This is a genomic window from Pseudoalteromonas sp. NZS71_1 (genome assembly GCF_015864305.1).
GTDB classification, from domain to species: Bacteria; Pseudomonadota; Gammaproteobacteria; order Enterobacterales; family Alteromonadaceae; genus Pseudoalteromonas; species Pseudoalteromonas arctica.
In genome coordinates this window covers 53,964-76,363 of the sequence record NZ_JADYXM010000001.1, presented here as the reverse complement: position 1 = coordinate 76,363, position 22,400 = coordinate 53,964, and the positions used below count along the sequence as shown (strand labels likewise).

The following is a 22,400-nucleotide window of genomic DNA, read 5'->3' as shown; positions in this document are numbered from 1 at the left end:
TAGTATGACTCAGCCTGCTTTATTTATATCTCACGGCTCGCCAATGATGGCTGTTCAGCAATCGGCTACGTCAGATTTTCTTGCATCATTAGGTCAAACGCTTAGTAAGCCTCGTGCTATTGTGGTGTTTTCTGCCCACTTTGATGAAGCGCACGATATAGTTATTACATCAGGAGATGCGCCGCATACTATTCACGACTTTTATAACTTTCCCAAGCCCCTGTATGAAATTCAATACCCAGCACCAGGTGACCCTAAGCTTGCTAATACTATTAGTGAGTACTTTTACAAAGCGGGTATTAAAACGGTGCAAAGTGCAGATCAAGGGTGGGATCATGGTGTGTGGATCCCGCTGCGCTTAATGTACCCAGCAGCTAATATTCCCATTGTTCAGGTGTCTATTAACACGCGTTTAGGCGCTCAAGCAATGTATAAATACGGACAGTTACTTGCACCACTGCGCAGCGATAACGTATTAATTATTGGCTCCGGCGGTATTAGTCACAATCTACGTGAAATATTTAAAAGCCCTGCTACACCTAATCGTGTTCAAATGGTTAATGAGTTTACTCATTGGGTTGAGCAAAAATTAATAGCGCAAAACACCCAAGCGTTACTTAACTATTTAAATGAAGCACCCCATGCTTTATTTAATCACCCTACCCAGGAGCACTTTTTACCTCTTTTTGCAGCGCTTGGAAGTAGTGACGGTAAAGCCAAAAAAATACATGAAGATATAGAAATGGATATTTTAGCACTCGATGCTTATAAGTTTTATTAATTTGAGCGTTCGTTCAAATTAAGTTAAGCTGTAAGCAAGTACTCTAAGACCAACTTAATTTATTTTATTGCGGAGCAAACATGGCAACTACACTTGCATTTGACGTATACGGTACGCTAATAAACACTCACGGCGTACTGTCCTTACTCGACGACATGATTGGCGATAACGCCCAAGCATTTTCAAATACATGGCGCGAAAAGCAATTAGAGTATTCATTTAGACGTGGATTAATGCAAAATTATATTCCTTTCTCGCTATGTACAAAACACGCACTCGATTACGCCTGCTTAGCGCACAAAACCGAGCTAAGTGAAGATCAAAAGGGGCAACTGCTAGAGCTTTATAAAACGCTTCCTGCGTTCGATGATGTAAAAGCAGGCCTTGAGCAATTAAAAGCGAAAGATTACCGTTTGTTTGCATTTTCAAATGGGGCTGCCGACGCAGTTCATACCTTATTAGAAACCGCTGGCATTAGTGAGCTTTTTGAAGGGGTAGTAAGTGCCGACGACGTTAAAACCTTTAAACCAAACCCAGGGGTTTATAGCCACTTTTTACGCGAAACCAATTCAACAGGCGCAAACACGTGGCTTGTATCAAGTAACCCGTTTGATGTAACCGGTGCCATATCGCACGGTATGCGAGCAGCGTGGATTCAACGATCTAAAGATTCAATTTTCGATCCGTGGGAAATACAGCCAAATACTATTGCAACCGATTTACTCGATTTAAAAGCAAAATTAGAAAGCGTTAACTAATTTTCTATTCCCCCTTTTGCTTATGGTATTAAGTGCCGTGGGTGTAAAGGGGGTTTACGTTTTAACTATTTACTCCCGCCTTTATTAGCTCAATCACTGTATTCATACGTTTTGCCAACGGCCTATTTCGGTGATGGCACACATAAATAGATTCACTAACCGGACATTTTAAATGATGTGTTTTTATAAGTTGTGGTTTATTGAATGCGCCAACAGCATGAGCAGGTAATACCGTAAAACCCAGCCCTAAGCTTACAGGTTCTAGTATCAAACTAATTTGGTTAGAAAATCCCGTACGTCTTATTTGGTCAATATGCTCAAACTCACTGTAGTTTTCGCTTAGTAGTAGCTGCGCATGATGGCTTGCATCAGGATGAGCAATAAACCCTAGCTCACACAGGGTTTGCCAATTAGGCATGTTTATACCTGCAGGCGTTACAAGTAGTAGTGGCTCTTGGCTTATTTTATGGCTGGTTAGTTCGCTAAATGTTGGAGCTTGAGTTAAAAACCCGATGTCGGCACTATGGTTTGCTACAGCTTGTTCAACACTTACATTGGGCGCAAAGCGGTAATCAATAATCAGCTCTTTATGCTCAGATTGCAGTGCTAATAATTGATTATAAAACTTTAAACCACAACTGCCCGGAGATTGAATCTTTACCGCTCCGCTGTACGGCGAATCATCTTTTAATTGTTGTTCTAAAAACTGCCAATCTTTAAGAAGTAGGCTGCCCTGCTGATACAAGTTTTGGCCCTGAGGGGTAAGCGAAAACTGCTTACCATGGCGCTCAAGTAAAGCGCAGTTAACTTGTTGCTCTAGCTTTTTAATGTGCTGGCTTACACCAGATTGGGTCATATAAAGGCGTTCAGCTGTTTGGGTAAAATGATTTACCTCAACCAAAGTACAAAACGTATTTAACCATGTTGGATTTATCATTACAAAACGTACTCAAAATGATGATTAATGATAATTTTACTTAATGTTGGTCGATTCGTAAACTAACTCCATCAACTAGTCACAAGATAAGTCACAAGTTAAAGAGGAAGCATTATGAGTCATACATATCCACGTAGTTTTTCGCACATTGGTATTTCGGTTCCCGACGTTGAAAAAGCAGTCGAGTTTTACACTAAGGTTATGGGTTGGTACACCATAATGGAACCGACTTTAATTACCGAAGACAAAAGCCCAATCGGCGAAATGTGCACAGAAGTATTTGGCGAAAAGTGGGAAAAATTCAAAATAGCGCACCTATCTACAGGGGATCGTATTGGTGTCGAAATTTTCGAATTTAAAAACCAAGAAAACCCAAAAGACAATTTTGAATATTGGAAAACAGGCATCTTCCATTTTTGTGTTCAAGACCCTGATGTAGAAGGTTTAGCTGAGCGTATTGTAGAAGCTGGCGGTAAAAAACGTATGGAAGCCCCTCGTTATTACTACCCGGGTGAAAAGCCGTATCGCATGATCTACATGGAAGACCCGTTTGGTAACATCCTTGAGATTTACAGCCACAGCTACGAGCTTATTTACAGCGCAGGCGCTTACTAAATAGCACTTAGCTTAAAGCATTTAGCTAAAAACAAAGGCCGCAGTATTTATTACTGCGGCCTTTTTGTTTTAAATAGGCGTGTAGATTACTAATTAGGCAAATTTAAGGGTGTATAAAAATCAATATCTTCATTTAATTAATTATAGGTACATACACTGATAGCTTACTAATTACACAAAGTTGTACTCACATTAAAGCATGATGGAAAATTTGAGAGTGGGATTGCATCAAGCAAATTTACAATAGTTGATAGTAGCCATGAATGTAGCCTAATAGGTAAAAGTGGCACCTTCAGATCCATAGAAAGAAGGAAAGCTATCTACCAAATTTCATAAACTTTTACAAAGCAGACAATGCTATTACGTCCGCTATTCGCTATTCGCTATTCGCTCTTTGCCTAAGTTCGGCTCAGTGCCATAAGCGGACATTCAAGCGTAACTCGTTTCTGCCCCAAAGCGAGCCAGAGTAGCTGACTGTCATTGTTCTAGTAACCATATTTTGACATATTAAACCTAATGCACTTAGTATGAGCCAATGTACCTATTTACTAGTTTGGGAAGTAAAAGCATGACGAGCAAAAAAACGTTTACAATCAGTGATTTTATAGCACTTAAAAATAGCGAACTATCTAATGCGCAATATTATAGTGAAAGATTAGATCGATTCATGGAGGCTTTGGAAGGGGTTCCTCATTGGGACAATGGAGAGTACGACCTATCCGAGCTAGAAAAAGCTTGGAATGATACCGCATCAAAAATACCTTACGATGATCACGGAATGCAGTCAGTTTAAAGTAGCGTTTGTTCAGAGGTGTGCTGATGTGAATGTGTAACACACCTTTGCCCCATTTCAAGCTAGCGTACTTATCTATCACACTTAGTAGATGGAAATTTGACCTACTTTTTTCTTATCATTGTTGTGTCTAGTAAAGTGGGGGTTTACAACAATATATAAAGGAATTTTATGAGTTTTAAATCATGGACTAGCTATATGCAGTTCAGTCAATCAGTAAAAAACAAATCACGATACGTTCTTGACAGTGATTCACAGAACTTTTTGAAAGGCATTAAAGACACATGTGCTAGTCGAGTTGAGGTAATTGAGCCAAATTCATCCTTATGGCGAGCGCAAATGGGACATAAGACCGTGCCTTTTATTGATAATGATATTGAAGTGGACGATATGTCTGTTCCTTATCCTGAATCCCGTATGAGACCGTTGAAAGGTAGTGCCACTGAAGGCAGAGCCAACCCAAAGGGAATTCCTTGTTTATATGTTGCGTCAGACAAAGAAACTGCTATGTCAGAAATACGCCCTTGGTTAGGTTCAACTGTTTCAGTCGCTAAATTTTCAAATAGAAATGAGCTTAGAATAATCGATTTTTCAAAACATCATAATGGTACTTTATCATTTTTTTTTGTAGAGCCTGATGATGCTAAGAAAATAGAAGCTGTTTGGACGCATATTGATAAAGCTTTTTCTGAGCCTGTAACTAATAGTGACCAAAAATCGGACTATGCTCCCACTCAAATCATTGCAGAGTTAATCAAGTCTTTAGGTTATGACGGAATCGCATTTAAAAGCTCTTTATGTACAGGGCTTAATCTTGCTTTATTCGATTTGGATTGTGTGGACTTTAAAGGCTCCAACCTATTTAAAGTTAATAGCATTAATTTTTCATTTGAAAACCATGATGATGAACGTTACATATAGCCAACACGTCAAGTTGATTCGTTACACATAACGGTTTTTAAACTACATCATTGATGACTGACCATCTGATTAAGCAACTTTTCAATACTAAAGGTAATCCGTATGTGGCTAATCATGGGAAGTGTCTACCAAGGTTCTGTCCAAAAACGAGTTTACTCGACCGTCTGCTTCTCGCTCATAACTGTCTATCAATTGCACTCTACAATAAGTTATTTAATCGTTTTTGCTTATTTATTTTGTACTGTTTTTGGCTGGCTTAATAGGTATTACAAGTATATGATATTGATAATTATTTGTATTAACGGGTTTTTAAAGGTGTGTATGAAAAAGTCTATGTTAACTCTGGCGTTAGTTACGGGTTTGAGTGGTTGTAGCACAACAGTCACGGTGCCTAATAAAAGCCCATCGCTTTATTACACTGCGCTTTATAATGCACAGGCAAAGCCTGTTAGCTCTGTATTATTAGAGCCCAAGTTATTAAATGCCGATGTGATTTTAGTGGGTGAATTGCATACACATCCGGGCGTGCATTTATTTCAGGCTGAGTTATTTGAGCAATTAAGCAAAAGTAATAAACGCTCAGCCCTGTCGCTTGAGCAATTTAGCCGCGCGGATCAGCATACTTTAAACCAGTACGTTAAGGGTGAAATTGGTGAGCAATACTTAATTGATAACACCCAAGCGTGGCCTAACTACAAAAGTGATTACCGTGCGCTGGTAGAGCTGGCAAAAACGAACAATAGCGATGTAATAGCTGCAAATGCCCCTAAAAATATAGTTACCTGTATTGGCAGGCAAGGCATAAGTTACCTAAATAAGCTTGATGAAACACAGCAGAGCTATATTGCAGCCACTATGGATACCTCAGCAAGTGATTATAAACAACGTTTTATGACCTCAATGCACCATGGCTCGCTGAGTCAAAACGAAAATTATTATGCTGCGCAAGTTACCTGGGATGAAACCATGGGGGAGTCTATCGTTAACTATTTAAATAATCATAAAGATGCGCAGGTAATGCATATAGCGGGCGATTTTCATGTGAAAAATGGCGAAGGTATAGCGCGCGTTATTAAGCGTTTAGCGCCAGAGCTAAATGTTGTGTGGGTATCGCCGGTTACAAGTGTGCAAGCTAACCAAACAGGGTATCAGTTGCAAGTTAACCCTTTGCCACCTCGTTATGTGCAAACACAACATCAGCAAGCCGCTTTTAAAGCTTTAGCTAAACGAGGCGAGCAAACAGTTTGCTTATAAAATGACGACATAGTTGGTGAATTTCTTAACCAGAGCTCAGGTTAACTATGTCGTCATGTGTTTAGTTTAGTTATTTCGGGCTTGATTGGTTAGCGCAACCAGCGCTTTACGAACCTCTAACGGGCTGTTGCACTGGGTATTAAAGTTAATAAAGTAATTACGCTTTTGGCTTTGTATATAAAAACCAGTGGGTAATAAGCCGCTCATTATTGGGGTGTTATCAGCTACGCTGTAGTGCTGCATTAATATGAGCGACATAGCATCTTGATGGTCGTCGTTCATGTGACTTATCATGCTTTGCTGTTGGCTTTCGTCCCAGTTTTTTACCTCATCCTGCCATTCGTTTTGCTCAAGCCAAAATATTTTGCCAAAGCCACCAATATAGCGCACACGAATTACGTCTAATTGCCATAATTGAAAGTCGTGCGCATTGCGATAGCTAGCGGCTTCGGGGTATAGGGCAATATAGTTATCAAGTAAAGTGTGTGCTTGCTCACTTGGCACAACAGAGCCATCGCCTACAAGCGTTACTCGCCCGTGCTCGTTTTGATCGCCGTAGTCGGCGGCGTCAAATACGGTAAGGCTCATACGTGAGTCGTGCTTTAGATTTTTAGTGTGCTGGGCTATATCGCTAATAAAAAAGTAAACACGGCCTTGTTCGTCGCACATATAGGGGGTTACTGAGCCAAACGGGTAGCCGCGTAAATTATTAGAAATAGTCGACATGACACCGGCATTGGTTTTGTAAACCAAGGTGCGTGCATCGTTTAATGCTTGCTCTCTCATAAAAACTCCTGACGTTGAGAAAAAACCATGGGTGCATCGTTATAAGGATGAGGATTTACGTGCAGTTTCATGGCGTACATTTGTTGTAAGTTTTGTTCAGTTAATACGGTGTTTATAGGCCCACTTTGCAGCACTTTTTTGTTGTGCAGTAAAATAGCGTCGGTTGCATAAAGGCTGGCCAAATTTAGATCGTGTATTGCAATAATGGCGCTGTTGCCCTGCTCTACAAAGGTTTTAACGCAGCTGAGCAAAGCATGTTGGTGGCGCATATCAAGTGCTGATGTAGGCTCGTCGAGCAGCATTAGTTTTGGCTCGGCCGATTGTGTAAAGGCATCGAGCTGCGCTAAAGTACGCGCCATATGCACTCGTTGTTGCTCTCCGCCCGAAAGCGCACTTACGCGGCGAGTTAAATACTGGTTTAAATCCATAATAGCGGCGTATTTATGTACTTTTTCGCTTTGCATTTTTAATGACTCTACATACGGATAGCGACCCATTGCAATAAGCTCAAATACATTAAAATCAAACCCTACGTGGTTAGCTTGCATCATGACTGCGCGCTGTGTTGCAAGGCGTTTTTTAGCGTGAGAGGCCAGCGGCTTAGCATTAAAAAGTACACTGCCTGTAAAGGAGTGCATACCTGCTAAGGTATGCAACAAGGTAGATTTACCTGCGCCATTTTCACCAAGTAGTGCTACAAGTTGCCCTTGTTTAGCGCTGCCATTAATAGCGTTTAAAACGCTGTGATTATCAAAGCCAACGCTTAGGTTGTTAAACGTGATCATGACCAACCTCGCTTATTTTTCACTATTAAATAAATAAACAATGGCGCACCCAATAGCGCGGTAATAACGCCAATGGGTAGCTCTGATGGCATGATCACAATGCGTGCTAGCCAGTCAGAAAGTAGCAATACCACTACGCCAATTAGCATACAAAGCGGCAGCATATTACGTAAATGCGGCCCCACCATTAAGCGGGCAATATGCGGGACTACCAAGCCAACAAACCCTATTAAACCGGTAAGCGCTACAACCGCACCTACCCCTAATGCAACGAGTATAATGACATATAATTTAAGTTTATTAGTGTCTACTCCTAGGTACTGAGCTTGTGACTCGCCAATAAGGAGTAAGTTCATGGGGTTTTTTAACCGCCACAGGCCAACTAGGCTAATAAACAGTAACGGCGCAGCTTGAATAATCGTGCTCCAGCTTGCTCCGCCTAATGAGCCCATGGTCCAATAATTTATTAATCGTAGCGCGCTATCGTCGGCAAAAAAACTCAGTAGCCCAATAACAGCGAATGCTAACGCGTTAATAGCGACTCCTACCAATATAAGTGTGGTGATATTAATTTGCCCCTGCTGCTTGGCAATAAAATATACCAACGAGGTAACACCAAGCGCCCCTAAAAACGACGCATAAGGTAAATACAACTGAGCGTTAAAATTAAACTGCGCGCTAAGTGCAATAAACGCCACTGCAACCATTGCCGCACCTGCACTAATGCCAATAATAGATGGGTCGGCCAACGGGTTACGGCACAGCGCTTGCGTTGACGCGCCTGTTTGGGCAAGCACCAACCCTACAAGGACTGCAAGCACAAAGCGTGGCAAACGTATTTGCATAACCACATTAATTTGCAGCGCATCAAACTGATTAAAGTACTCGGGTGCAAGCCAGGCAATAGCTAAACGCCAATCCCATCCTGCAGGGCCGTACCCAATGCTTAGTAGCGCCAAAGCAAAAATACAAACAGAGGCTAATAGCATCCATTTATGAGTTTGGCTAAGTGTTATAGGCACAAAGCGGCTCAATGTTAGGGTGTTCATAAGCGGGTTTTATACTCGTTAAGCTCATTAATTGCTGTGGCAATACGTGGCGACATACCAAGCGAAAGCAGGCTATCCATTACAAGTAAGTTACAGCTTTGCGCAGCTTTTAATAAGCGTAGGTTCGGTTGCTTACAAAAAGCCTGCTTGCCGCCAATGCTTTGTACAACATGCTTTGGCGCAACTAAAAAGTCAGGCTGATTTACAGCAAGTACTTCGGTATTAATTACTTTAAAGCCTGAATGTGTAGCGCCTATATTAGTAATGCCCGCATAGCTAAATAATAAATTAGGGACGGTTTCTTGCCCTGCGGCAACAAGCCCGCGCTCATTAGCTGAGAGTAAAAATAGCGCGCTGTGTGTTTGCGCTTTTGCTTTTACAGGTAATGAGTTTGTAATGTGCGTAATAAGTGATTGCGCTTCTTGCTTGGCGTTTAAATCGGTACCAAGGCGTTTAATTAGCTCAAGTAGCTCATTAACTGAGGTGGGCTTTTTATAATGAATTAGTTTAACCCCAGTTGCCTCAATTTGTTTAAGTGCTTGGCTTCGCCCTGCGCCTTCAAGCGCTAATAAGGTGGTTGGGCGCATAGAAAGCACGCCTTCTGCCGCTAAATCGCGGTAATAACCCACTTGTGGTAATTGCGTAGCTTGCTGCGGGTACATACTAGATTGATCAACTGCTACAAGGGTACTTTGTTTGCCCAGTGCATAAATTATTTCTGTAAGGGTGCCGCCAGCACTAATAACGCGCTCCTGTGCAAGTGCAGGTTGAGCGACTAAAGCAAACAATATAAATAGGTATTTCATTACAAACTCCGGCTTTTATTTTTCGGCTATTATAACTAGTTAAATCTAAATGAAAATGATTATCATAATTAATTGATCTTAATTTGACTTAGTTGTAACATCCTCGCCATAAATAATAACTATTATCATTTGGAGTTAAAGTGAACCCCTCTACATTTAAATTTACTGCTATAGCAACCTTATTACTCGGATCTGGCACTGCATTTGCCGAAAACATAATTGACGATCATATTGTTGTGAGTGGCTCGCGCTTTGAACAAAAGCTTAAAGATGTAACAGGCTCAGTTACTGTTATTACCGAGCAAGATATAGAGCGCCAGCTAGCTGTAGATTTACAAACCATGTTTAAATACGATTCAAGCATTGCAACCACAGGCAGTGGTGCAGGCGCGCAAACACTTACTGTACGTGGTGTTGGTGGTAACCGTGTTGTATTTATAAAAGATGGCCGACGCACCAACGATGGTTATGCAGGCGGAGGGGGCTATTTAGTTGGCCGCAATTACTTTGATGTAGCAGGCGTAAAACAAGTAGAAGTAGCCAAAGGTGCTGCATCGTCTTTATATGGCTCTGACGCACTCGGTGGCATTGTGGTTATAACCACGAAAGATCCAAGCGATTATCTAAAAGATAACAGCAGCTATGTAAAAATGGCACTGGGGTATCAAGGTCAAAGTAACCAAATTGCTGCTGATATTACCGGTGCAAAAGACTTAGGCGACTTTGCAGTAAGCGCAGTTTATAGCCATCGCGACAGCGAAGAAGTACAAAATTACGACGAAAACTTACCCGGTTATGATGCAAAGTCGGACGCTTTAATAGTTAAATTTGAGCAACAGCTTGATGAAAAACGCACACTTAAATACACCCTTGATTATTTTAATCAAACGACTGAGCAAGTAATAACCCCCGCGGTTCAAGAAACCGAGGAAGACGACACTAGTTGGTCACTGGCGCTAGATTATCATTCAGAAGTAGCTACAGCTGCGTTTGATAAATGGTACGGGCAAGTGTCTTATAGTAGTTACGAGCAACAAAGCGATGCAATTAGTGGCGCAAGCACCTACACCGATTATAACGACTATCGTTTTGAGCAAAATATTTTAGGTTTAAAAGCGGTATTTAATAAAGGATTTAACGCAGAGAGTGCCGATCACGAAGTGGTATACGGGATTGATATCGATTTATACGACACCACTCGGCCACGTTTAAAAACGCGTGTTTTAGCTGATGGCACCGTTGATTTTACAGACCAAAAACAAAAAGCATTTCCCGGAGCTGACACCTCTTTAATTGGCGCTTATGTGCAAGACAGTATTTCGTTTAAAAACAGCGCATGGTCGGTTATTGCGGGCGTGCGATATGATTACTACACCCTTGAAGCTAAAAATGATGAGCTATACGCTGATGCGCAGCTTGACGATATTACCGAGTCTGCTTTTTCGCCTAAGCTAGGTGTTATATACCAAGTGGATGATAACTTATCGTTGTACGGGCAATACGTACGAGGCTTTAAAATACCACCACACGACCAAGCCTATCAAAGCCACGGTGTTGAGCCGTTTTATCAAATATTACCAAACGCCGATTTAGACCCTGAAAGCAGTGATTCGTTTGAGCTTGGGCTAAGATACGCCAGCAGCGATATTAGCGTAAACTTAAGTGCTTTTTATGCAGCATTCGATGATTTTATTGAAACCGCCGTAGTGGGTGTTGAGCCAACGTACATTCCTGGCGTAAACAAAACTTTGTATCAATATCAAAATATTAGCGAAACACAAATAAGCGGTGTAGAAGCCGGAATTGCCATGTATGTCGCTGAAAATATACTACTTGAGGCAAACGTAGCCTATGTTGATGGTGAAAACAAAGAAACCGATCAGCCACTTACCAGTATTAGCCCGTTAAATGGCTCAATATTGTTAAGTACAGAGCTGGGTAATATTAACTGGACCGCTGCGTTGCGTTTAGCTAAATCGCAATCGGATGTAGTACTTGATGCAAACGATGATAAAACTACGCAAGGGCATGGCTACGGCGTTGTTGATTTATACGCAAACTACGAATGGCAAGCGTGGCAGCTAAATGTAGGTGTACTTAACTTGCTCGATAAAGAATATGTACCTTTTGAGTTGATTGCAGGTCAATCGCAAAGTGCTGATTTTAGCCAATACACCCAACCTGGGCGTAACTTTTCAGCAAGGGTTAGCTATCAGTTTTAATTAGGGCTAAACAAATGGCAATAAACGCTGCATGGGTATGCAGCGTTTGCCTGCCACATATTTACTCAAGTCAAATTACTTAATGGTGAGTATATTCAGGTAAAGGTTTTTTAAATAGCTGGGGGCGTTTTTAAAACATGCCGTTAGTTTACTTGCAAGCGTTGTATTTATTGCGCTGTCGCACTCTAATTCCCCGTTATACTTCCCCCTAGTAAGCGGCACTAAGCTTAACGATTACTTTGTATTTTATGAATTACCAAGCCTTGTTGCTGCGTTAGTTTTACTAATGAAAATGCATTTTTTGTGTTTTATTTGTCGTTAGCTTTTCAACATATAACGGATTTTAAAAGGTTAGTTTGGTAGTAAAACTGCTTTGGCATTAGCGTATTTAAAAAATTTTGTGATTGACGATTTAGGGCTTACAAAAATAACTGTAAAGGGGGTTAACAGTCACTATAGCAAAGGCATAGTAATGATTTACAAGCCATCAAAAGCAGATGGCTGGCTTAATAAACTCATGCACTCTGTGTAAAGTATTTATCAATTTAAGGTAATACAGAGTATTACTTAACAAAGCTGTGGTTAGCTAATATCGGCTACTACGCATCGGTTACGACCATGCTCTTTAGCCTGGTATAGCGCCTTATCGGCACATTTATATACTTGGGCAATATCAGTACTATGCTCAGGCCAGGTTGCAATACCTATAGAAATAGTGATTGTTCCTATGGTGTTTATTTCTGTCGATTCTACTGTTTTACGTAAACGCTCTGCTATTTTATAGGCACTTTGGCTGTTTTCATTTGGTAGCACAAGAACAAATTCTTCACCGCCGATTCTTGATACTATGTCGTCTCTTCTTGATAGTTTTTTAATTATATTTGTTAGCGAAACTAAAGTTTCGTCGCCTTTATCATGTCCAAAAGTATCGTTAACACGTTTAAAAAAGTCGATATCAATTTCTAATATAGCGAATGGGGTTTGCTTAAGCATAAGCTGGTTAAGTAGGCCGTTTAAGCTTCTTCTGTTGTGCGTATCTGTTAAGGGATCTGTTTGTGAGTCATGGCGTAGCACACCTATTTGTGCTTGTAATAAAGTAACCTCTCTTAACATCGCTAACTTCAGTTTTTGACTTTCAAAATACCACGACTTCACGCTTTTAAGTTTTTCTAAGCTTTTTGGATCATCGAGTGTATTTGCGTTATCGGCTAATCGCTTTAGCGGCCTTGCTATAAAATGTGCAAATAAACCAATAAAAATAAATGTGACTAATGCCATAGGTATTGTTTGTTCAATGACTTCAATAGTTAATGTATCTAGCGAAGAGAGCGTTGATTCTAATGGTCTTTGCGCCACTATTCCCCATTTAGATAAAGTAATGGGTGCGTAGCCTGCGAGCATCGGCTTATTTAAGCTATTAATAACCGTTGAAGTGCCTATTTCGCCACCTATAACAGCGTCAATCACAGCATTGTTAGCAATAACGTTGCCGATTCTGGCAGGTTCTGGGTGATATAAAATGCGCTTATTTGAGCTAACAACATAAAGGTACGAACCACCTTTGTAGTAATGTTGTTCTAAAAGCTCATTTAAAATATTTTTCTCTTTTAAATAAAGAGAGCCCCCAATATAACCTAAATACTTATCTTCAGAATCAAATAGCGGGTGCGATATAAAAACAATTAAATTATCAGCTGCCGATAAATAAGGCTCACTAATTAATGGGCGTTTTTCTTTTAGTGCTTCTATTGCTCCTGGAGACTGTATTTTTTGGCCTATTAAACTTTCAAAGTGAGGCGACGTCGCTGCAACTACGCCATGTAAATTAATCACAACAGAGTTAAAGCTATCCGTTTGATGATTTAAACGAATGGCTTCATCGTTTAATAATTTGGAGTTATTTGGTGATTGCTCAATAATTTTAGCTGAGTATTCAAGCTGCTGAAGCGCAGACTTTAAAAAGTTATCAGTTGCGGAGGCTAATTTTTGTGCATAGGCTAAATTACTTTTTAGCGTATATGATGTTAACTGCTCTTTTTGAACCTGATAGGTAGAATAAAAACTCCCTACCAATGTGCTCAGTGCTGCAGAGAATGCGAGTAGCAATATAAGAAATCTTAAATTTAAAGCGGGTAGTAATTTATATAGCAAAGCTGCATTCCAAAGCACTCAAATTCAGCGCGTATTATACGAAGTTAGGTATTATACCCGTTTAAGTGTTTTTAATTAAGTTGGTTTGTTCAATTTAGCGACTATGCGTTAGGGTATGGCGAGATAAGTAATATATTCCAGCATTGCCATTTTTATCCTTTAATCAGTAAAACTCTAGCCAACTAAGTGAACGCACCGAGGTTGTTTATTAAGCTTTAAGATATAAGTTGTTGATGTCGTATAAAAAGGCAATATAACTAATAGATAAGTCAAAGTGTATGGCCATCAAAAAGTTAATATGAGGTCAGGACTAAAAACATCACACTAAGTATATAAAAAAGGCCAGAAGCAAAAGCTACTGGCCTTTCATTAAAGCCGTCATGTGTTTAGAGACGACGGGATGTTATTTAAACTTATTTACTAACGTTTTTACGACGTCTATTAAACCATACTAATGGAGTAAGTAATAAAGCTATAAAGCCAAAACTACCACCACCGCTAGATTTTGCTTCTGTTACAGGCACTGTTGCTACCGCTTCATTTTTTACCATTACAGTACTTTGTTGAGTCACAGTTGTTACACCATCACTTACGGCAACTTCAAAAACAAGCTCTTCATCTGCAGTAATAGCTGCAGGTGTGAAGCTCAAAGTTGCTGTATCAGTACCAGTGAGCGTAGCATCACTACCGCTAACCTGAGTCCAAGCATAGGTTAGTGTTTGACCATTGCGATCTGACGCTGTTGCTGTAATTGTTCCTGTAGCAGATTCAGTAATTTCCGCTGATGCACTTTCGACTAAAACAAGTGGAGCTGCGTTATCACATGCTAGTGAATCACCCGCTACAAGTTCTGAAAATACAGGAGATAAAACGTTAGACATAGTTAGGTTATCAATCCACCAACCTAAATCACTTACTGCGCCATCTGATGAAATTCTAAAGCGTACCTTTACTAAGTTGCCGTTTAGAGCATCACCAAAGTTGATAGTTTCATAATTACCATACGCGCCACTATCTTGTACGTTATTACCTGTGTATGTTTCACGTTCTTGAAGCTCTTGAGAATCGTTTTCGATTAGAACAGCGTCATAGCCAACATCAAATGTGCCGCCAATTTCAGTAGCATCAACCCAGTCACCACCATTAACACTAACTTCTACAACACCACCATCCCAGTTTTCCTCGATACTATAGAAATGCCAGAATGAAATTTCAAAGTCGCCAGAGTAACCGACTTCGAATGACTTGCTCTCTACTGCTACATCCGATTGGAAGCCATTATTTACAAGGCGCATTGCTTGTGTGCCTAGCCCAAAGCCACCTTGTTCAAAGAATGCAATATTACTACTATTATCCATTACTTGAGTGCCAGCAGCTAAATCACCACCAAACATTACGTTTTCTTTTAAATCTAATAGTGATGAACTTGCTACTTCCATATCATCTGAAACTACAGCTCCAACAGGCGTTTCTGATTTAAAGCCCATATTTACTTCAAACGTAAGTGTTTGATCAAGCGCTTCAACGATATCATCATCCGTTTCAATTTCAGGGAATGTGACTTCAATTTCTAGTGTTTCAGCTGTACCCGCTTCGTTCAAAGTAACTTTAATATCGTTACTTGTTATTGCTTCGTACGGTTGAACTTCACCAAAAGTAAGTAGGCCATCATTTTCAAATGTTACATCATGATCGCTTATAACTGTCAGTTGTGCTGTTGTACCACTAAGTACTTCACTACCACGGTTAGTAATTGTTACGCTAACCGTACTCGTTTCGCCTTTATCTAAAATATTGTCGTTAGTACAAAAACCAAGCTCTGTACCATTGTACATGTTGTTTAAGTCAGCACTTGCAAAAGCATAGCTAGAAAGCTGTGTTTTATCTGATTCAACTACACCAGTAAGGTCTTCACTGAAACGATCTGGCGATACTGCGCCAAGACCCATACCACGTTTAGCAAATGCGCCTACCATTAACTTGTAATCAGCAGGGTCTACTGCATAGGCAGCAGCTAAAATAGCATCACGTGCTTCAGTGTAGGTTGGTGCTATAGGTGTTAATTTGTAACCTGCAACTAAGTAATCTGCCATTCGAGTTTGTGCTTCATTAAAGCCATGCTCGTTAATAAGCGTTACGTAGTTTTCCCATAATACAGTTGCCCAAATTTCGCCGGCAGCATGAGGAGAAGCCACGCTTGTTGGTGAAATACCAATATCAGCACCAGCATTTTCAGTAATATGTCGGAACGATAATGCATTTACATCTGTATCAGTTGAATAAGGAAGACGACGAATACCGAAGTAGAAGTCTTCTACAAATGTGCCGCTACCATATGCTTTTTGGAACTTATCGTTACCTGTGATATTTATATCGCTTTCTTTAGCGATAAACATTAATGAGTGGAAATCGCCCCAGCCTTCGCCCATTGCGCGGCCTTGGAAGTTAATAAGGCCTGATGAATTACCGACTAAGCGGTTACTAATGTAGTGACCCCATTCATGAGCAATAATACCATTATCAAACGTACCATCTTTTAATGTTGCTTTGGTAAACATGTTAACAGTAACAACTTCACGAGCATCAATTAGGTCATACATTGCATGACCATCAGCGTAATTTAAACCCATATTTGGAATGGTTACAGTATCGTCTTCACCGCCCATTGGTGCCGGTTCTGCCGTATCTGGGTCATTATTAACAACGATAGTTGCTATCGCACCTGCATCTTGTGCATTTTTTACTTTAATTGTAAATGAGCATGAGCCACGGTCTACAATTGCAATTTTACCCGCTAGTTCAGCTGCATTTATAGCAGGCTCACAACCATCATTCACGCTTGTTGAATCTACTGTATTTCCATCATCTAAACGAACAACTTCTGCAGCCACATCACTGAATTGGTATTTACCAAAGCCAGATTCTTTTGTTGAAGCTAAAAGGCCTAAAGAGTCATGTGAAGTTACAGTAATACCAAAATCTACACCAACAACGGCATCTTTACTGTTGTACAAGTACATTTGCATACGTGGGCTAGCACCATCAGCTGGCGTAGACATATTTGCGTTATTACGACCTGAGTTATCTTGAGCTTGTGCTTCAATCGGGTCACCTTCTACGCCGCCACGACCAAAGTTAGATACTTGAGCTACATTTGACGTTTCATCAAAACCATGATCATAGAAAAAATCATGTAAAAAGTTATTCATATAAAACAAGTTAACAATAGCCGCTTTACGGTTTGCGTAGCTATTTGCAACTTCATCTACTTGATAAGGGTAGTCAAATGTGAAGTCTGCTGTTGTTTCAGCAGTAAAGTCACCTTCACTAAAATCTTGAGGTGCAACCACATCTGCGTAAGCAAATACGTTATTACCTGATGTTGTCGTTGCATCATCAGCTAACCATGGGTCCATTGTGCTTAGTTTACTGTAGTAAGATAGAGATACCATTGGCGCGTCTAAAATCTCAGTCTCGTCTACTTGCCCTGGGCCATCTGCAGGAATTACGTCACCGTGCGGGCTTTCCATTGGGTAGCCATCTTGGTTAGCGTAAACACGGTAATTAAAGTCAGCTGCATGAGATTTCAAATCTTTCGCAAAATATACTTTGCTGTTATTCGAATCTACTACATAACTAAAGTAGTCACTTTCTAAAGAGCCAACTTCTGCTACTTCTACTTCAATGTAGTAAGCAGATTTAAGCTCGCCTGCAACTTCAAAAAACACTTCTTTTGCACGTGGTGTACCTAAAACAATCTTAGAGTCATCTAATGATTTAGCCTCATACTTTGCATATCCACCTTCATTACCAATTTTACGAAGTGAGACATCAATATTTGCTAATTCACTAAATGCTTTTTTTATACTTTGCTCAGAGCTTACAAAACCCGTTAATGCAGCAAGTTTATTTTTAGATGACGACGTATCAGCAAAATAACCCGAGCTTGCTACTAGGTTGTACTCTTTATCCATTAACAAGTTGTATTCGCGGTTAAAAACTTCTACACCGTTTACTTGTTGTTTATATTTAGCACTAATAGAACCACGTTTTTGCTCTGATAAATCAACCATAACAGCAGAAGATGCTGTTGTTTTACGATTACTAATACCTGTTAAAGTTTCAATATAAAAGTCAGCAGCATATTGATTACGGTTATCAGCTGCGATTAAAGCCATGTCAGGCTTACGCTGACCTATTGCTTGCCATAAAAATGTTGCTTTACCCATTTGTGCATCGTAAATAGATTTTTGACCCGATACAGTGGCGCGTTCGGCTAAGGTTCTCTGCTGAACAGCAGCTAAAGAAGTACCCTGAGTAACTGCATTTGTAGCACTTACATCATAAAATCGAGTTTGTTCAGCGGCGGTTAGCTCACCTGCTGCTAATGTTGATGCTACAACCATGGCAATAGTTGTTAATTTAAATTGAGACATGTATCCACCTGTTTGTATTTATTATATTAAAACACTTAATGTTTTTTAATTGATTATTTTATGTAAACGCATAGTTAAGTTGTTAATATACATACTTGAATGAAGCTGAATAGCTTTAAATTTAGAGAAAAGTAAACAAAGGTAAACGAATGCAAAAAATAATTTTTACAAGTTCAGTGCCAATAATTGCAGCTTTATTACTATCTGCATGTAATAACAGTGAAAAAACAGAGGTTAACAACTCTCAGGCGCTACCTAAAACAGCAGAAATCATTATAAAAGAACCATCTAAGAACCAGAAAACTGACACTATTTTCCCTAAAAAAGAAAGCGGTCAAGGTATTATGAAAAAAGCATCTAAAAGCATAAATTCATCTGGTGATAAGCTTATTTTTAACTCTGAGCAGTTATTTAAAGGCGACGTTATTTATAATCAGAACTTAAAGCAAAAAGGTGTAGTAACAGGTACTCTTACCATTACATTAAATACCGATTCTTTGCCTGATGAGTTAAAAAATAATTATGAGTTAGTTAAGTCGACAGCTCACAATTACACATTACTTGTTGAAAAGGATGTTGATATTGCAGGATTATCTAAAGATCTAAACAACTATAGCTCAGTGAGCAATGTAGAAGTTGCAATTGATTACTCACCTATCGAAACACATTTTTAATCAGCAACAATGCACTTATCACTACCATATTATTAACATGGTAAAGTACTTTGTCAGCACATTTGTAAACTTGGTCTATTTCGTTACTATGCTCAGACCAAGTTGCAATGCCAAGAGCAATTATTATAAATACAATAGTTTACGTATTTATAGACTCAACGGTTTGACGTAATCGCTCTGCTATTTTGCGCACTTTGCTGTTCTTATTAGGTAAAAAAATACAAATTCTTCTCTACCTAAATGCGCCACAATATTGTCTTTTCAAGATGATTTTTAGTTGAATAGGCAGGTTATTGCATTGCTGATTCTAAAGAGTATAAGTTGTTGATGCTAGTTTATTAGCGCAGGCATAGTTATTTTTAGTGTACGTTTTTAACTGCTCCTTTTGTGCTTGGTAGGTAGAATAAAAGCGACTTACTAAAGTACTAATAAAGGCTGTAATCGTTAAATGAAAAATAAGAAATCGAAGATTAAGGCTATTAATAATTCTTTCGAAAATGAATGCCATCCTAAGTATGAGGCATTCAATACTTGCACCTATAATTGAGTATAAAGCCTGCAATTACATCCTATTAAAAATTTATTACCTAATATCAATAAAGCCAGAAAAAATATAACTTTTCACTAAGTTCAAAACTATAATTTATCTTCAATTTTTACAATACGTTAATGGTTTTTGTAAAGAAAACCTTCTTTTGCAGTTACTTTAAAAAGTAGTTAAGCTGCATACATTTATCTACTTTTTAGCCTTGGAGTGTGTTTTGCTAAATAAGTGTATTGTACCGTCTATCGTTTTTTTATCTGGGTGTTTAATGCCATTACAATCCTCGCTTGCTAAACCCGTGCTTTCTCTTGAACAACAACTTGGGCAAAAGTTAATACTCGACTTTCGCTACTTTTGCCAGCAAGGAGCAAGTAATAAATGCCGAACTCCAATGACCGAGTTACCTAATGAGCTCGCTACCGCTATTGCTAAATACGATATTGGTGGGGTTATTTTATTTTCTGAAAATACCCAATCGATAGAGCAAACAATTACGCTTAATAGCCAATTGCAAACAGCTGCAAGTAAATCCAGTAGTAAGCTGCCGCTATTTATATCAATAGATCAAGAAGGCGGACGTGTAGCGCGTTTTCCACGCGATGTTGCTACATCATTTACCGGTAATATGTCGATTGGCGCAACCTACAAAAAACACGGTACGAGCTTTGCGACAAAAACAGCAACTATTATAGCTAAAGAGCTAAATTCGCTGGGTATAAATATAAACTACGCGCCTACGGTTGATGTAAACATGAACCCCGATAACCCTGTTATTAATGTACGCTCGTTTGGTGAAAACCCTGCATTAGTGAGTAAATTAGGCGCCGCACAGGTAGCAGGATTTGAGAACAACGGTGTTATTACCTCGTTAAAGCACTTCCCGGGCCACGGCGATACAAACGTAGATAGCCATACAGGTTTGCCTAAAGTAAACCATGCAAAAGAAGTTATTTACGAGCAAGACCTAGCACCTTTTAAACACATTATCGCCAAGCAAAACCCAGGCATGATAATGACGGCGCATATTCAATACCCAGCGCTCGATAGTACAACGTTTATAAGTGTTAATGGCAAAACCATGATAAAACCGGCAACAATGTCGCGCGCAATCATTACTGATATTTTACGTGGTGAGCTTAATTACCAAGGTGTTGTAGTAACTGATGCGCTTGATATGGCTGGCATTAGTAATTTCTTTACACCAACTCAAGCGGTAATAAATACGTTTGCGGCTGGGGCTGACATTGCCCTAATGCCCGTTGAAATTAGAACACCGGATGATTTAAACAAGCTCGATGACCTTATTAAAGAGCTTGTTGCAGCGGTTAAATCAAACCAACTTGATGAGCAAGAAATAGCACAATCAGCGATGCGTATAATTACGCTTAAAAATAAATTTAGATTAAGCACTAATTTTGACCCTATTACCGCGCTCATAAATGCAAAGCAAACAATCGGCAGTGCAGCACATCGCGAAATAGAAGCGCAGCTTGCTGTAGAGGCAATAACGCAGGTTAGAAATAATAACAGTACTTTGCCACTTAATTTAAAAGCAGGAAGTAATGTTCATATTATTATGCCCGACACGCGTAAATGTATGGCAATGCAGCAAGCGATTGAAGCTACCAGCCAGCAAAAACTAAACTATAGCTGTAGCAGCCTACAAGGGTTTAATCCTGCACAAGCTAAAACACAAATACACGCTGCTGATGTAGTTATAGCCGGCAATGCAACGCCTAATCAAAGTGCGGTCGAAATTGGCGGTATGGATGATTTAAAAGACGATCCTAATTTTGCACTTAATAATGCAGAGCAACCAAAAGCACTTGAGTCATTATTAAAAGTGGCAAAAGAAGAAAACAAAAGCACTGTTTTTATAAGCCTAAGAGCACCTTACGACATTGCTAAATTTGGCGATTATGCAAATGCTGTACTTGCATCTTACGCATATAATATTGATGTAGATAAAAATGATATTGTATCTGGTCCTGCTTTTACCGCACTTGCAAAAGTGTTACTAGGAGAAGCACCGGCTAACGGCGTATTACCTGTCACAATAAAACCGCAAAAGGCGCACTAATATGAAACTCAATTGTGATTTAGGCGAAAGCTTTGGCGCGTGGAAAATGGGGCTAGACGATGACGTTATGCCACATATTGATATGGCCAATATTGCGTGTGGGTTTCATGCAGGTGATGCCGATGTAATGGCAAGCACGCTCACTCTTGCCAAGCAACATAACGTACAAATTGGTGCTCACCCAAGCTACCCAGATAAGCAAGGCTTTGGTAGGCGCTCAATGGTACTTAGCGAAAAAGAGCTTACAAATTGCCTGCATTATCAAATAGCCGCTATTGAGGGCATGGCAAAAGTACAAGGTTTAACACTTAGCTATGTTAAACCGCATGGCGCACTTTATAACGACATGATGGCTGATGAGCAAATATTACAAACCGTTATAAATGCAATTGCTAGCTACCCAATAGATTTGAAACTAATGGTCTTAGCGACTAAAAATGCCAATAAGCACATTCAAATAGCTAAAAGCTCAGGAGTTGATCTAATACTCGAGGCATTTGCCGACAGACAGTACACCGACGACGGGCATTTAGTGTCACGAACACTTGAGGGTAGCGTTCACAACAAAGCGGCATTACTAAAACAAGTAACTCAGCTTTTATCCGATGGCAGCGTGACAACACGAACTGGAAAAAAACTAACGCTCAAAGCCCATAGCTTATGCGTACATGGCGACAATGCTAATGGCATAGCGCTTATAAAAGATATAAAAGCCCTGTGTAACTCAGCTAACTAAACTTTTACACAACCTCAAATAGAAGCTGTAAACCCCCTTTACAGCTTTAACTCATAGAGTTAAATAAGAGCT

At 39.7% G+C, this 22,400-nt stretch carries 17 protein-coding genes; 10 read left to right on the top strand and 7 right to left on the bottom strand.

What is annotated here, in order from left to right; translation table 11 throughout:
• The first annotated feature begins 4 nt into the window (after window positions 1-4).
• Window positions 5-781, top strand: a complete 777-nt coding sequence (locus I6F43_RS00325) for a DODA-type extradiol aromatic ring-opening family dioxygenase (RefSeq protein ID WP_076924880.1) — start codon at window positions 5-7, stop codon at window positions 779-781.
• A gap of 80 nt (window positions 782-861) precedes the next feature.
• Window positions 862-1,539, top strand: a complete 678-nt coding sequence (locus tag I6F43_RS00320; RefSeq protein WP_024591580.1) for a haloacid dehalogenase type II — start codon at window positions 862-864, stop codon at window positions 1,537-1,539.
• Window positions 1,540-1,600: 61 nt separating this feature from the next.
• On the opposite strand, the gene I6F43_RS00315 is transcribed toward I6F43_RS00320, so the two are convergent.
• Entirely contained in the window at window positions 1,601-2,476 is an 876-nt protein-coding gene (locus tag I6F43_RS00315) for a LysR family transcriptional regulator (protein WP_197100411.1), read from the bottom strand.
• A 114-nt stretch (window positions 2,477-2,590) separates the two neighbouring features.
• Here I6F43_RS00315 and I6F43_RS00310 point away from each other — a divergent pair, with 114 nt between their 5' ends.
• From I6F43_RS00310 to I6F43_RS00295, 4 genes are all read left to right on the top strand, one after another.
• A complete protein-coding gene (locus tag I6F43_RS00310) occupies window positions 2,591-3,091 on the top strand; it encodes a lactoylglutathione lyase family protein (RefSeq protein WP_002959229.1) in 501 nt (166 codons plus the stop codon).
• A gap of 568 nt (window positions 3,092-3,659) precedes the next feature.
• The gene (locus I6F43_RS00305) at window positions 3,660-3,884 is read left to right on the top strand and encodes a hypothetical protein (protein WP_197100409.1); all 225 of its coding nucleotides are present in this window, start codon (window positions 3,660-3,662) and stop codon (window positions 3,882-3,884) included.
• 171 nt (window positions 3,885-4,055) lie between these two features.
• Window positions 4,056-4,805: an RES family NAD+ phosphorylase gene (locus I6F43_RS00300; protein ID WP_197100408.1), complete on the top strand. Its 750-nt coding sequence runs from the start codon at window positions 4,056-4,058 to the stop codon at window positions 4,803-4,805.
• 321 nt (window positions 4,806-5,126) lie between these two features.
• Complete coding sequence (locus I6F43_RS00295; protein WP_197100406.1) at window positions 5,127-6,059, top strand: ChaN family lipoprotein; 933 nt, start codon at window positions 5,127-5,129, stop codon at window positions 6,057-6,059.
• A gap of 66 nt (window positions 6,060-6,125) precedes the next feature.
• On the opposite strand, the gene I6F43_RS00290 is transcribed toward I6F43_RS00295, so the two are convergent.
• Genes I6F43_RS00290 through I6F43_RS00275 form a run of 4 tightly spaced genes read right to left on the bottom strand, consistent with a single transcriptional unit; the run spans window position 6,126 to window position 9,485 of the window.
• Window positions 6,126-6,845, bottom strand: coding sequence for a HugZ family pyridoxamine 5'-phosphate oxidase (locus I6F43_RS00290; RefSeq protein WP_197100404.1), 720 nt, complete (start codon window positions 6,843-6,845; stop codon window positions 6,126-6,128).
• A complete protein-coding gene (locus I6F43_RS00285; protein ID WP_182694848.1) occupies window positions 6,842-7,630 on the bottom strand; it encodes a heme ABC transporter ATP-binding protein in 789 nt (262 codons plus the stop codon). The genes I6F43_RS00290 and I6F43_RS00285 overlap by 4 nt, the downstream gene beginning before the upstream one ends.
• The gene (locus tag I6F43_RS00280) at window positions 7,627-8,679 is read right to left on the bottom strand and encodes a FecCD family ABC transporter permease (protein WP_197100402.1); all 1,053 of its coding nucleotides are present in this window, start codon (window positions 8,677-8,679) and stop codon (window positions 7,627-7,629) included. Before I6F43_RS00280 ends, I6F43_RS00285 begins: the two co-directional genes overlap by 4 nt.
• A complete protein-coding gene (locus I6F43_RS00275; protein WP_197100400.1) occupies window positions 8,676-9,485 on the bottom strand; it encodes a heme/hemin ABC transporter substrate-binding protein in 810 nt (269 codons plus the stop codon). Before I6F43_RS00275 ends, I6F43_RS00280 begins: the two co-directional genes overlap by 4 nt.
• 140 nt (window positions 9,486-9,625) lie before the next feature.
• Between I6F43_RS00275 and I6F43_RS00270 the strand changes: the two genes are divergently transcribed.
• The gene (locus tag I6F43_RS00270) at window positions 9,626-11,707 is read left to right on the top strand and encodes a TonB-dependent hemoglobin/transferrin/lactoferrin family receptor (protein WP_197100398.1); all 2,082 of its coding nucleotides are present in this window, start codon (window positions 9,626-9,628) and stop codon (window positions 11,705-11,707) included.
• 582 nt (window positions 11,708-12,289) lie between these two features.
• Here I6F43_RS00270 and I6F43_RS00265 read toward each other — a convergent pair.
• Window positions 12,290-13,813 (bottom strand): sensor domain-containing diguanylate cyclase, encoded by a 1,524-nt coding sequence (locus tag I6F43_RS00265; protein WP_197100396.1) that lies wholly within the window; start codon window positions 13,811-13,813, stop codon window positions 12,290-12,292.
• Window positions 13,814-14,271: 458 nt separating this feature from the next.
• Complete coding sequence (locus I6F43_RS00260) at window positions 14,272-18,294, bottom strand: rhombosortase-dependent M36 family metallopeptidase (protein ID WP_197100394.1); 4,023 nt, start codon at window positions 18,292-18,294, stop codon at window positions 14,272-14,274.
• Window positions 18,295-18,443: 149 nt separating this feature from the next.
• On the opposite strand from I6F43_RS00260, the gene I6F43_RS00255 reads away from it, so the two are divergent.
• The 3 genes from I6F43_RS00255 to I6F43_RS00245 all read left to right on the top strand — a co-directional run bounded on the left by I6F43_RS00255 (window position 18,444) and on the right by I6F43_RS00245 (window position 22,328).
• The gene (locus I6F43_RS00255; RefSeq protein ID WP_197100393.1) at window positions 18,444-18,968 is read left to right on the top strand and encodes a hypothetical protein; all 525 of its coding nucleotides are present in this window, start codon (window positions 18,444-18,446) and stop codon (window positions 18,966-18,968) included.
• Window positions 18,969-19,780: 812 nt separating this feature from the next.
• On the top strand, window positions 19,781-21,592 hold the full coding sequence (locus I6F43_RS00250) for a glycoside hydrolase family 3 protein (protein ID WP_197100392.1): 1,812 nt from the start codon (window positions 19,781-19,783) through the stop codon (window positions 21,590-21,592).
• A 1-nt stretch (window position 21,593) separates the two neighbouring features.
• A complete protein-coding gene (locus tag I6F43_RS00245) occupies window positions 21,594-22,328 on the top strand; it encodes a 5-oxoprolinase subunit PxpA (protein WP_197100391.1) in 735 nt (244 codons plus the stop codon).
• Window positions 22,329-22,400 lie beyond the last annotated feature (72 nt).